Below are 12,622 nucleotides of genomic sequence, written 5' to 3'. Positions count from 1 at the left end.
GGAAAGATCGCAGTGTGCGCGATGAACGGACCGAGATCCTGCTCCCCGAACCGGCTCAGGCGTTGGGCGCGTTGCTGGACGTGCCCGTGCCCGATCTGGCGACCGACGGCCTGCCGCTGCTGTGGCACTGGTTCTACCTGCTTGACCGACCGGCGCAGGCCGATCTCGGGCCGGACGGCCATCCGGTGCGCGACACCGTCCCCGCCCCGCCCGGCCCGGGACGTCGCCGGATGTGGGCCGGTGGCCGGGTCCGCACCCACGGTCCGCTGCGCTGTGGCCTGCCCGCCACGAAACGAACCACAGTCGCGTCGACACAGGACAAGCAAGGACGAACCGGGCCGCTGACGTTCGTCGTCGTCGAGCACGTGGTCAGCCAGGCGGGCTCGGTGGTGGTCGAGGAACGGCAGGACATCGTCTACCGCGACGCCGGTTCCCAGCTCACGGTCGCCGACGACGGCCCGGTGCTGCCGGTCGCCGAGGACGAGTGGCCGGTCGAGATCTCGCCGACGCTGCTGTTCCGGTTCTCCGCGTTGACCTACAACGCGCACCGCATCCACTATGACCGGGATTACTGCCGTGACGTCGAGGGCTATCCCGGGCTGCTCACCCACGGCCCGTTGCAGGCGCTCGCCATGGCCGAGGCCGCGCGTGGTCACCGGGATGATCCGCGGGGTGACTTCGAATACCGGCTGACCTCTCCCCTGTTCGACCACCAGGGCATGGTGGTTCGTGCCGTCCCCGGGCCGGACGGCATCACCACGTCCGTGCGCGACCGGCACGGGCGGCAGACCGCCGCGGGGACCCTCCGCCCCTGGTAGGCGGCTGTCTGCGGCATGTCAGGCACCGTGTCAGGACCGTGGCTGTTCGCTGTCAGGACGGCGGGCGAATCTCATTCCCGTCACCAGGTCGCCCCACCACGGGGGACCGAACGAACAGCCAGGAGAACACGATGCAGAAGTTCGACACCGCCGCCCCGATCGCCGCCGTCCTGGACATCCCCGCCGGTCGCGTCCAGTTCATCGCCTCCGACCGGGCCGACACCGTGGTCCAGGTCCAGCCCGCGGACGCGGGCAAGGGCCGTGACGTGAAGGCCGCCGAGCAGACCGAGGTCGACTACGCGGACGGCGTCCTGCGGGTCCGCACCCCCGCCGAGGGCAACCAGTACTTCGGGCGGTCCGGGGCCGTGGCGATCACCGTCGAACTGCCCAGCGGTTCACGGCTCGAGGCCAAGGCGCAGGCTGCCGAGTTCCGCGGCGCCGGTCGCTTCGGCGATGTCGCCATCGAAGGCGGCTACCGGCAGACCAAGGTCGACGAGGCCGCGAGCGTCCGCATCACCGCGGTCGAAGGCGACGTCGAGGTCGGCCACGTGGGCGGTTCCGCGGAGATCAGCACGACCAAGGGCGACATCCGGGTCATCGAGGCCGTGCGGGGCACGGTCGTACTGCGCACCGAGGCCGGTGGTATCACGGTCAACGCCGCCGCCGGGGTCTCGGCGACCCTGGACGCCGGCACCTCCTACGGCCGCGTCAGCAACGCGCTGAAGAACTCCGAAGGTGCCGCCGCCCAGCTCGACATCCACGCGACCACCTCGTACGGCGACATCGTCGCCCGCAGCCACTGAGCCCGTCAGGGTCAGGCCTGCTGGGGCACCCCGGCGGCCTGCATGATGTCCTCACCCGGCAGCTCGATGCCGAAGGCACCGCCGGGGTTGACGATCACCGTGAGACCGGACAGCGCGGGCGCGAGTTCACGACCCGAGGTCTGCATGACTGCCTGCGCGTCCGGCGGCACGTACCCGGGCGACGAGTAGACCGCGAGGAACTCGCGGCCGTTGCCGTCCACGCCGATGCGCAGGCCGCCGTTGCCGTCCGTCTCCAGCAGGAACGGTGCCTCCAGCGAGACCGGCACGATCTCGTGGTGCGGCAGCCACCCGGCCGCCACGTAGCCGAGGACCAGCTCGAAGTCGGTCTGCGGCTCCGGGTAGCCGCGCAGGCGCGGGCTCGGCCGGTAGTCCTCGTTGACGAAGGTCTCGCCGGTGAACTGGCCGTCCGGGCCGACCTTGTACCCGCCGAGCACCACCGGCAGCGGGATGCCCTCGATGAACCTCGGGTCGACGTCCGGGTCCGCGCAGTACACCCAGCCGTTCGGGTTCTGTGCGGCAGCTGCCCGCATGTCGTCGTTGATCGGCGGCAGGCCCGGGTGCCCCGCCTGGGCCACGACCTCTTCGAGGTAGCCCTGCCGGAGGTACTCCTCGATCGGCTTCGGCAGCACGTAGCCCCGGCCGCCTTCCGCGGCCACGACGGACACCACCCGCCACGGGTCACCACTGATCCGGTACCGGTGGTACGGGCGGTTCGCGTACTCCGGGGGCAGGCCACGCTGCTCGAACGGGGTTTCGGCGACGTAGACCAGGTTGCCTTCCTGGCTGCCGTACCGGTCGACCTCGACGTTCTGGATCATCACCGTGCTGACGGCGGCGAACGACTCGACCGGCGGGTCGTCGGACAACACGACCAGCGGCGACTGCCAGGCCGGGATCTCCTCCCCCAGCTCGTACTCCAGGCTGGGCCCGTTCGCGGCCAGCTGCCCCGCCAGGTACACGGCGGCCTGCCGGACGTCGTCGAACAGCACGGCGGTCCGCTCGTCGTGCGACCACTGCACCCGGTACTGGTCGCCGTCCCGGACCAGGCACCACGCGTCGTCCCGTTCGGCGAACACGCTGTAGAACCGGGGGCTGATCCGGTGGGTGAGGATCGCCGCCTCGACCGGACCGAGCGCCTGGTTGGCCTTGTTGTCCACTTCGGACTCGTTCCACGGCCGCCCCATGGCCAGCGCGGACGCGCGGTCCAGCGCGATCCCCGGGACGGACTTCGGCAACTGGTGCCGCACCGACCGGATGTGCTCGACCAACGCCAGTGCGGGCGGAACTCCGTGCTTGTCCAGGTAGTACCAGGCGGCGCTGGACCACACGAACCGGCCGTCGGTGTGGAAACCCATCGGCACCGCGTCCTCGACGCCCGCCAGCTCGTCCCGCGTCTGCCCACGAGCCGACAGCACGAGCCGCGCGGACCGCATGTACTCCAGCACTGCCTGCCGTTCCAGCTGGCTGAGCACCGGCCGGTACCAGGTCGGCAGGCCGGTGTCGTCGCGGCCGTCGAACAGCGGGACCGTCTCGGGCCGCCCAGGCGCGAGCGGCTCCTCGGCGTACGCGCTGCGCCCAGCCTGCTGACTGCGCACGGCGGCGTCGAGAAGCCAGCGCGGGACAGCATCGGCGTTGCGGGGCAGCAACCGCAGTTCGTCGGCGCAGTCCTCGGCGTCGGTCATGAAGCTCAACGGGCTCAACGCGTCGACGTCACGCACCACCGGCGCGTTCGGGGTGAGCTCGAACCTGGCGCGGAACCACACGCCCCGGCCCGGGTGGTAGTCCCGCATCCGCAACCGGTGCAGCCACTGGCTGACCACGGGCGGCGGTGACCAGTGCCGGACTGTGCCGTCGGCCATCGTCACCATGACCGTGACCACCATGCGCGACACCAGCGCCTCGCAGTCGATGCTCACGCCGCTCCAGCCGTCCGGCGCGGCCGCGGCCACGGCGGCGCCCAGCGACGCGAGCAACGCACCTGACGCGGTGTTCGGGTCGCCCTCAGGCGCGGCCTCGGTCGGCAGCGCGGGAAACCACACCGCCACGCGCTCGTCCCGAGCGACCTCACGCACTTGCCGCACGACACTGTCGGGGGGCGCGAGATACCCGGCCAGCGGATCGGCGTCGGCCACGTCGAGCCCGTCGCCGTCCACCGTGTGCAGCGTGAACACGGATTCCAGTTCGGTCAACGACACCTGCTTGACCGCACGCCCGTCCGGCAGCGTGACCAGCTGCCCGTCGACCGGCGTGTCCTGGCTGACGTATCCGGTCCGGTCCGGCCCGTCCTCGACGCCGAAGACGGCGCCACCGCTGACCCCGATGCGCATGCTCACGAGTCGTCTTCCCCCGCTGGATTGTGCACTTCTCTGACAACACCAAGACGCGCGTCGGCGGCGATCGCGCGCACGTCACGCGAAAGCTGGTCGCCGCCCGGATGGGACAGGACAAGCGACCCCGGTCCGGCGGACGGCGTCGATTCGACGTAGTGCGACGTGGTCATGGTTGCTTCGGCGGGAACCGTTGTTCGTGGCCGACCGTCAGACCCGCCGCCGTCGCGGCCGTGTGGATGTCGCGCGCTATGTGGTCCACAGTGGCCAGATCAGGCGGTGTGTCCTGATAGGACAAGCTGAGGTACCAGTCGGTCGCCGACCTGCGGGACAGCATCAGCCGGACGAGGCGGTTCTCGCCCTCGCGCAGGACACGTTCGCCGAAGTACTCCTCGCTGTCGTCGTCGATCCGGCCGCGCTTCCCGATGCCCAACGCGTCACGGAAGCCGTCCAGGGACGCAGCGGTGAACTCGCCTTCCAAGTACGCGCGGTAGAGCACATGTACCTGACCCGCTGCTGAGCGCGTCGGCGGTGGCACAAGGGGCGTACGGAGTTCCGGTGTCGGCCGTGGCCTGAGCCAGTCGCGCTCGAACACCAGGCCGACGCCGGTCGCGGCCGCCGTGATCTCCTCGTGCCACTGGTCGATGGTCTCCTCGGGCGGCCGCTTGCCCTCGTAGCCGATCTCGAAGCGCCACAGGTCGTCGTCGCCGAAGGTGCGCCGCAGACGCAACTGTGCCCGGTACCGGCCGTCGTTGGGCAAGTACCCGATGCCCCACTCCAGTTCGGTGGAATCGTCGACGTCGAAGCTCCACTCGGACTGGAGACCCAGTTGCTGCTGGAGAGTCCGCAGCACGCCCTCGGTCATCGCCCCGCGGAACCACAGGACGAGCAGCCAGTCCTTGTCCGGCAGCGTCTCGGCCCGAGCCCGTTCCGAATACGGGAACGACGGCTGCGTGGCGACCTGTTCGTCGACGATCTCCAGGCCGAGCTCCGCCGCCAGGGGGTACACCTGCTCACGCAGCCCCTGGATCACCCGCTCGTCCGGAGTCAGCCGCACATAGAGGAGACTGAGGAAACAACCCTGTTCGCCCGCGTAGTCCAGTTGGAGGTTCCAGCGCGCACTCGCGTCGCTGCGCAGCACCCGCAAGGCGATGTCCCGCTCAAGCGGATCAAGCGAAGCGCGCCGGGTCATGCCAAGGCGATCGATCAGGGTTCCGACGACCTCGTCGGTCGTCTCCCCGGTGAGCCTGACTGTCCAGGCTTCGCCGACACCCCACTCCGCGATGACGGGAGGCCGACCGGCGTTGTCCCGCCCCACCTCCATGGCCGTCCGCAGCCACGCCATGACCTGTTCGGCCTCGTCCGGATGCACACCGTAGAAGTCCCAGTCGGAGCGGCCCCGCTCGTACTTCCAGAGCTCGTCGTCCCCGAACCAGGTCCCGTCGGGCGCCGCGAAGATCTCGTCGACCCGGCCACCGCGCTCGGTGTCCGGCCGCCGCCGGTAGACCGCGGCCGGGCCGTGCCGTGGCGTGGATTCGACGTAGTACGAAACGAAGTGCGCCATCAGGACTTGCCTTCCTCGAACCGCACGATGCGTTCCACGCCGGGCGGGAGCGGGATCCGGTTGAAGTACTCGTGCTGGAAGGTGTTCCACCTCGCCTGGTCGCTCTTGGAAACGCTGTCGCTCTTCTCGTACTCGTAGGCGTCATGCGTCACGCTCTTCACGTGCCAGCTCTCCGGGGTGTGGAACTGGACCTCGAAAAGCAGTCCGGACTCCGGGTCGCGCCACCGCGTGTTGACACCCTTGTACGGCTTCTTCGTCTGCGTCCACGAGCTCTTGCGCAGCACTTCCTCGAAACCCCGTTGCCGCAACTCGTCGTTGATCCGCGCCATCCCCCGCATGTAGTTCTCGGGATCGAGGCTGAAGGTGTAGCGGATTCCGTCCGGGATCTCACGCAGGATCTCTTCCGGCGACCGCGTGCTGTCCGCCCTGAGCTCGGTCGCCACCTTCTCCTTGAGCCGGTCGGGGCCCTTGAGGTCGTACTGCAGGCCTTCGAGGCGGGTGTACGGAACTCGTTGCTCGATGTCCTGCATCACGCCCCGGATGCCGCCGTTGTCGTCCGCGCCGTGTCCGACCTCGGTGAACTTCGGGATGAAGCTGTCGACGGCCTGGTTGGCCTCCGCGCTGAGGGTGCGGCCCTTCCAGGTCCAACCGCCGTCCTCGGTGGGAGCAGGGGGCGGCTGTTGTTCCAGTGTGGGCGGCTCAGGCGACTCAGGCACGTCGGTCAGCACAGGAGAGTCTGCCGGTGGCCTGGTCGACGGGCGTTCGGTCGGCTCAACGGTCGAGTCGACGAGGTCGTCCGGTCTGGCCACGCCGACCGTACTCGGGTCGACCGGGTCCGGCCGGTCGCCGAGCGGCGCGGCGTCCGGGCCGAGCATGGGCCAGCCCCGTTGCGCCTTCTGGCCGTCCAGGTGGCTTTCCTGCCGCGGGTCGTGATCCAGGCCGAACAGCGCGGGCGCCACCTCACGCCCGAGTTCCCGTTCCCAGTGCTCCGCCCATTTGTTCAGTTCGGGGAACTGCTCCCGCATCACGTCCTTGTGGACGAAGCCGTACTTCTCCCGGACGACCGGTGCGGGCTGCCACACCTTCTTGCCGTCGACCTCGACCTTGTGCAGCACCGGGGAGAGTGCCTGGCGTTCCCTCGCGATGCGCACCAGGTCGTCCGAGCGGATCTGGACGTCGAAGTCGCTCTTCTCCCTGTCGCCCGCTCCCAGCCGGTGCATCGAGTCGAACGGGCGGCCGGTCGGGCGGTTCGGGTCGTCGCCGAGCCACTCGTCCATCAGCGCGCGGCTTTCGTCGGTGTGCTCCGCGTTCTCCAATGTCTTGCGCGGGTTGGAGAAACCGTTGACACCGGAGCCCTTGAGCCGGATGTCCACGTCGCGGGCGTCGACGCCCTCGGCGCGCATCGCGTCCGCGAGGCTGGCACGGAAGTCGTGGTACTGCCGGGGCGTCATGCCCAGCGGCGCGTCGCCGTCCTGCCACCACTTCATCTGTTCGTCGGAGTACCCGAGGAAGTCCTTGTCGCGCTGATTGATCTGGTACCCGGACTTGGGGTCCACCGGTGTGTCCGGGCGTTCCGGCCGAGCCCGCTCGGACAGGTCCAGCAGCCAGTTGCCGTCGGTGGGTTTGGCGTGCCTCGACCGGCGCTGCTGCGGCTCGTTCTCCAAGCCGTACAGGCGGAAACCGAGCTTGCGGCCGGTCTTCTCCTTCCAGCGCTCGGCGAACTCCTCGAAGCCCTTGACCGCGCCGCGTGCCACGTCCTTGTCGACGTGGCCGTGCTCGTGGGAGAACTCGCCTTCGCCGTCCCACTTCGACCTGGCCAGGTCGACGACGTCGTCGGAGTAGACCGACAGGTCGTAGTCGCTCTTCGCGGGATCGAGGCCCAGCCGGTACTGGACGTCGAACGGCCTGCGCTCGGGCATCCCGTCCCGCTCAGGACCTTCCCACCGGGTCAGCCGCTCGCGGCTTTCCGGCGTGTGCTTGAGCCCGTAGTCGTCGCCTTCCATCCGCTTGTTCCAGCCGGAGTAGAAGCGCACGGATGAGCCGACCAGCCTCAGCTGGGACCTGTTCGGGTCGATTCCGTTGGCGCGCAACAGATCGCCGAGCTCCGACTGGAACCGGCGGAACTGGTCGGGGTCCATGCCCAGCGGTGCTTTGCCGTCACGCCACCAGTCCACCTGGCGTTCAGTCAGGCCGAGGGCGTCAAGGTCGCGCTTGCGCAGCGGTGCGCCGTTGGCCGGGTCGGTCGGCCACCCTTGACGGGCGTCGCTGCGGCTGTCCTTGCGTTCGGGCGCACGGCTCTGGTTCTCGTCCGCCGGACGACTGTCGTCGGGGTGGGCCTGGTCTTCGCGGGGTGGCTGGGTGCCTTGCTCCGCGTGGCGCCTGTTCTGCTCGGCGTCGATCGCCGCGGACCGGTCCTTGTGGTTGCGCTCGATCTGGTCGCGGCGCTGGTCCTTCTCGGCGACGAGTTCGGCGAACTTGCGGTCGAGCTCCTTGCGGGCGGGTTCCGCTCGCCGGTCCGCCTCGCGGTTGACCGCGTTCTCCCGTTCGGCCTGGTTCTGCCTGACCTCCGCCGCTCGCTGGTCGAACTCGTTGTCGACCTCGGCTCGGCGGGCCGGGTCGTCACCTGCGCGGGCGAGTTGCTCCGCGCGCTGCCGCTCGACCTGGTCGAGCTGGCGGTTGGTGTCCTGCTGGACCTCGACCAGGCCTCGTTCACGGTTTCGCTCGGCCTCGTCGATGTGCGGTTCGGCTTCCAGCTCCAACTGCTTGACGCGGTCGGCAGTCTCCTGGTCGAGCGCTTTGAGCTGGTCGTTGCGCTCGTTGTCCGCTTCCAGCCTTGCCTGGTCGGCGGCACGGTCGATCTGGTCGGCCTGATCCGGCCGGTCGACTGGCTGGTCCTGATCGTCCGGCCGGTCCTGATCGGCTCGGGGGTCGGCGTCCGTGCGGTCCCGGTCCGTGCTGCCGTGGTCGTCCCGGGATGGCGGCGGTGGCGTGCTGTCGTCGCCACGGTGGTAGGCGGCGACGACCGGGCGGTTCGGGGGTTTGTCCTTGTCCCACCCGGGGTTGTGCCCTGGCGGGTACGGGGTGTCGCTGACCGTCGCCTTGCCGCTCGGGTCGTGGGTGGTCCACGAGCCGTCCGGCGGGAAGGTGGGCTTCGGCGGCTTGCCGTACTGCTGAGGGGCGTTGGGGTCCCGGCTCGACGCGAAGGTGTTGCCGTCGTGGTCGACCCACGCGTCGCCGTTCGGCGCGGTGACGGGAGACCCGAGCTCCTGAGCCACCTTCGCCGCGAACCCGTTGTTGCCCGAGCCGCAGCCGAACAGGGTGACCGGGCCGCCGTCGTAGCCCGGGTGGGCCCGGATCATGTCGGCGACCTGCTTCTCGTCCAGCCTCGTCTGGCCGACCCGGACCCCGTCGTACGTGCCGTGCATGTCGACGACGAACTGGCCGGGGATCTTGGGCACCCTGCCCGCCGTGAACTTGTCGTTCTCGTGCGACACGTCGTGGCCGGACGGGGCGAACACCGCCATGCCGCTCTCGGTCGCCTGCATGTACGGCCGCAAGGAGTCGAGTGTCGGGTCGTCGAGACGGCCCATGTGATCGCCGAGGCTGCCGATCATGACAGGAGGAGTGGTGCCGTCCTGTTTCGCCCGCAGGGCATCGGGGTGCTTCGGACCGACCGCGGCGGGGTCACCCGCCACGTACTTGTCGCCGATGTAGTCGGGGTTGGGGATGAAGTCGCCGCGCTGCCACCCGCCGTCCCTGTACTCGACCTCGTACCAGCCCCGGACGTACCGGAAGTCGATGCCACCGGGGAAGAGAACCTCGTTCTCGCCGTGGGACTCCTTGCCGGTCTTGGACTCCATGGTCGGGTCGGTGTGGATGCCGCCGGGAGCGTTGATGACGTAGACGTACTGCTTGTTGCCCGTGAAGCTCTCGCTGACCTTCGCGTTCGTCGAGGTGGACACGAACGCGTTCGTGTCGCCGCCGACGTGCTTCGCGAGATCCGGCTTCGCCCACTCGGGGTGGTTCTGCCAGTCCTTCTTGCTCATGAACGGCGGGCGGAACCCACCATCGGCCTTGATCTGCGCCGGAGAACGCGTGTCGCCGCGGAACAACGACATCTGGTGCCGCGCCCAGTCACGCACACCGCGGTAGAAGACCTGCGGGACGCCGTACTTCGACCGCTCGGTGGCGTACATCGCCACCGGCGGACGGCCGTCTCTCGCGGGTGCGTCCCGGTCGCCGTCGTACATCGCCGGGTCGTCGAGCGGGCTCGCGGGCCGTTCGTGCAACGGCAGCGGCCGTGGCGGCTGCTGGTTCGGGGTGGTGTTCTGCGGCGCCTGCTGGTCCTGGCGGTTCTGCTGGTCCTGGTTCGGGGCTTGCTGGTTCTGGCGGTCGTTCGGCGACTGCCGGTTCGGCGTCGTCTGCTGGCCCTGGTCGACCGGCCGCTGATCCTGCCGCCGGTGCTGCTGGTCCTGGTGCTGGTTCGGCCCTTGCTGCTGGTTCGGCCGCCCCTGCTGATCCTGATGCTGGCTTGGTCCCTGCTGGTTCGGGCGGCCGTCGGGCGCCTGCCGATTCGGCGTCGGCTGGCTCTGCTGCTGATCACGCCGATTGTCCGGCGATGGCCGATGGGGGCCTTGCTGGCCCTGGTCGACCGGCTGGCGGTGCTGCTGGTCCTGACGCTGGTTCGGACCCTGCTGGTTCGACCGGTTGTCGGGCAACGGCCCCTGGTGCTGGTTCGGGCCCCACTGCTGCGGCCCTTGCTGGTTCGGCCGTTGCTGCTGGCCGAACTGGTCGTTGCGCGGCTGCTGGTTCAGGCGGCCGTCCGCTGCTTGCCCGTTCGCGGGCGGCCGACCTTGCTGACCGGGCCCTTGCTGCTGTCCGAGCCCTTGCTGGCCTTGCCGGTTGAACGGCTGGCCCTGCTGGTTCTGTCCCTGTTGGGTGAAGGGCGGGGACTGCTGGTTGAACGGCTGCTGGCCTTGCCGATTCGGCACCGGCTGCTGGCCCTGCTGGCCGGACCACTGACTCTGTTGGCTCTGCTGGCTACCGGGCCGCTGCCCCGGTAGCCCTTGCTGCCCCTGCTGGCCGGGGGCCGGACCGTATCCGGGGCTTTGGGTGTTGCGCGGTGCGAATCCGTCGCCGCCCTGCCTGGGCTGCGCGCTGCCTTGGGGGCCGAAACCCTGGTTGCCCCGCACCGGCCCGCCACCCTGGCCATGGCCTTGCATGGGGGCGGGCGGGCGTCCTTGCTGTCCCTGGTTCGCCATCGGCATGCCGCCTTGCCGCATGCCCTGCTGTCCCTGACCTGGTTGGGTCGGCATCGGGCCGTTCGCCCGCGCCATCGGCTGGCTTCCCTGGCGACCGCCGGCCTGGCCCTGTCCTTGCGTGCCACCGAACGCATTTCCCTGACGCGCACCGGCGTTGTTCGCGAGACCCGACTGCCCAGCCGGAACACCTCCGCCCCGCGCGGCGAGAGGCTGACCGGTGTTGCCCTGCGGCCGCGCGCCCTGCTGCTGGCCACCGGGATTGCCTTGGCGCACACCGGTTTGACCGTCGACCGGGCGGCCGGGCGGGTTGTTGCCGCCGCCGGACCGCACGGGCGCCTGACCGGAAGGGGTTTTCGGGGCGGCGATGGGACGCTGCGCCGCGCCAGCCGGCCCTGACCTGGTGTCGACGGGCCCACCTGAGCCGCAGGGCGTGTTCGTCGGTCCCGCTGTCGCGGCCACGCCCGCGCGGGACGAGCCACCGGACACGCCGCCGCCGGAAGCGCCCTTGGACCCACCCGACGCCTTGTCCAGCCCGTCACCCGACTTGGTGACCTTCGAGGCGTTCGACTGGTCCGTCCCGCGCACCATCTCCGCGGTTTTCTTGACCTTCTGCCCGCTGTGCTCGGCCGCCGCCGCCGCGCGTTCGGCACCTTCCCGTGCCGTCTTGATCGCCTCGTCGGCCTTGGTCATCGCGACCTGGCCGAACACACCGGCGCTGTCCGCCGAGGCACCGATGTTCAGCTTGCCGCCGATGCCGTCGCGGATCTGGCCGCCGCGGCCGTTGAACCGATCGCCGATCGACTCGACGGCGTCCGGGTCCATGTGGGAGCCCTGGCCCGGTGCCACTCCCCCGGTTGCGGGCGTGCCCGGTGTCGGCCCGCCACCGTGGGATGACGACCCGTGACTCCCGTGGTGGCTGCCGGAGGACCCCGACCCTTTGCCGCGCGCCATCGCCTCAGGTCCGCTAGCCTGCCGCGCCGGGGTTCACGCCCGGGGTCTGCGGCTGGGCCTGCGGCATGTCGTACGGCTTGACGGCGTCGTACGCGGTCTTGGCGTAGTCGCCGTAGTCCGCGAACTTCTCCAGGCCCTTCATCAGTCCGGACATCTTCTCCTGCAGCTTGGCGATCCGCACGCCGAACCGCTTCATCGCGGCCATCAGCTTGCTCAGCCGGGACGCCATCTTGGTGGCGAGCATGGCCGCGCGGGTGCCCGCGTAGCCGCAGTACGCCGCGATCGAGCCACCGAACGTCACCGCCGCCGACGCCAACGCGATCAGCGCGCCCGCGATCAGCTCACCGATCAGGTCCGAGATCCAGTCGAAGACCATCGCCCGCAGCTCGACGACCAGCGCACCGGACAGCGCGTACGTCGACGCCGTCCCGTCCATGGTCTTGCCGAGCGCCTCGTACTGGCCCGCGATCGTTTCCTGGTTCTGGCGGAACGCCTCGTTCGACTCGCCCGACCACGAGCCGCCCATCGCGGCGACGTCCTGGCGGTGCTCCTCGGCGATCATCTTCATCTCCAGCGCCGCCGACTTGAGCTGGTGGGTGTTGGCGTTGATCTCGTCGGGGTTGCCGAGCAACGCGTCCAGCGGCTCACGGATGAAGCTGATGTGCTCGAGCAGCCAGCCGACTCCGGCCGAGAACACCGCGGCGAGCGGGTTCGCGGCAGAGGAAACCAGGTCGACGACCATTCCGGCGCCACCGATGGCCGCGTCGATGACGTCGACGCCCTCACCTTCGGACTCGGCGGTCAGCGTGTCGACGAACCCGGCGACGCTCTCGACGACTCCGGCGCCCTCGTACCACTCGGTCACAGCCCTCCCCCA

7 protein-coding genes are annotated in these 12,622 nt (G+C 69.9%); 2 read left to right on the top strand and 5 right to left on the bottom strand.

Going from position 1 to position 12,622, the window contains the following annotated elements; all coding sequences use genetic code 11:
- The first annotated feature begins 14 nt into the window (after positions 1-14).
- Entirely contained in the window at positions 15-818 is an 804-nt protein-coding gene (locus tag ALI144C_RS06100; RefSeq protein ID WP_076986024.1) for an FAS1-like dehydratase domain-containing protein, read from the top strand.
- A 131-nt stretch (positions 819-949) separates the two neighbouring features.
- Entirely contained in the window at positions 950-1,621 is a 672-nt protein-coding gene (locus ALI144C_RS06095; RefSeq protein ID WP_076986023.1) for a DUF4097 family beta strand repeat-containing protein, read from the top strand.
- 11 nt (positions 1,622-1,632) lie between these two features.
- Here ALI144C_RS06095 and ALI144C_RS06090 read toward each other — a convergent pair whose 3' ends face one another.
- From ALI144C_RS06090 to ALI144C_RS06060, 5 genes are all read right to left on the bottom strand, one after another.
- Entirely contained in the window at positions 1,633-3,969 is a 2,337-nt protein-coding gene (locus tag ALI144C_RS06090; RefSeq protein ID WP_076986022.1) for a glycohydrolase toxin TNT-related protein, read from the bottom strand.
- 2 nt (positions 3,970-3,971) lie between these two features.
- Positions 3,972-4,142 (bottom strand): hypothetical protein, encoded by a 171-nt coding sequence (locus ALI144C_RS55295; protein WP_168211181.1) that lies wholly within the window; start codon positions 4,140-4,142, stop codon positions 3,972-3,974.
- The gene (locus tag ALI144C_RS06085; protein ID WP_076986021.1) at positions 4,139-5,533 is read right to left on the bottom strand and encodes a hypothetical protein; all 1,395 of its coding nucleotides are present in this window, start codon (positions 5,531-5,533) and stop codon (positions 4,139-4,141) included. Before ALI144C_RS06085 ends, ALI144C_RS55295 begins: the two co-directional genes overlap by 4 nt.
- Positions 5,533-11,616, bottom strand: coding sequence for a scabin-related ADP-ribosyltransferase (locus tag ALI144C_RS06080; RefSeq protein WP_168211180.1), 6,084 nt, complete (start codon positions 11,614-11,616; stop codon positions 5,533-5,535). The genes ALI144C_RS06085 and ALI144C_RS06080 overlap by 1 nt, the downstream gene beginning before the upstream one ends.
- 142 nt (positions 11,617-11,758) lie before the next feature.
- Entirely contained in the window at positions 11,759-12,610 is an 852-nt protein-coding gene (locus ALI144C_RS06060) for a WXG100 family type VII secretion target (protein WP_076986016.1), read from the bottom strand.
- Positions 12,611-12,622: the final 12 nt, after the last annotated feature.

Origin of the sequence: Actinosynnema sp. ALI-1.44 (assembly GCF_001984155.1) — a bacterium.
Taxonomy (GTDB): Bacteria; Actinomycetota; Actinomycetes; order Mycobacteriales; family Pseudonocardiaceae; genus Kibdelosporangium.
The sequence above is the reverse complement of the archived record's forward strand: the minus strand, read 5'-3'. Positions and strand labels throughout refer to the sequence as shown.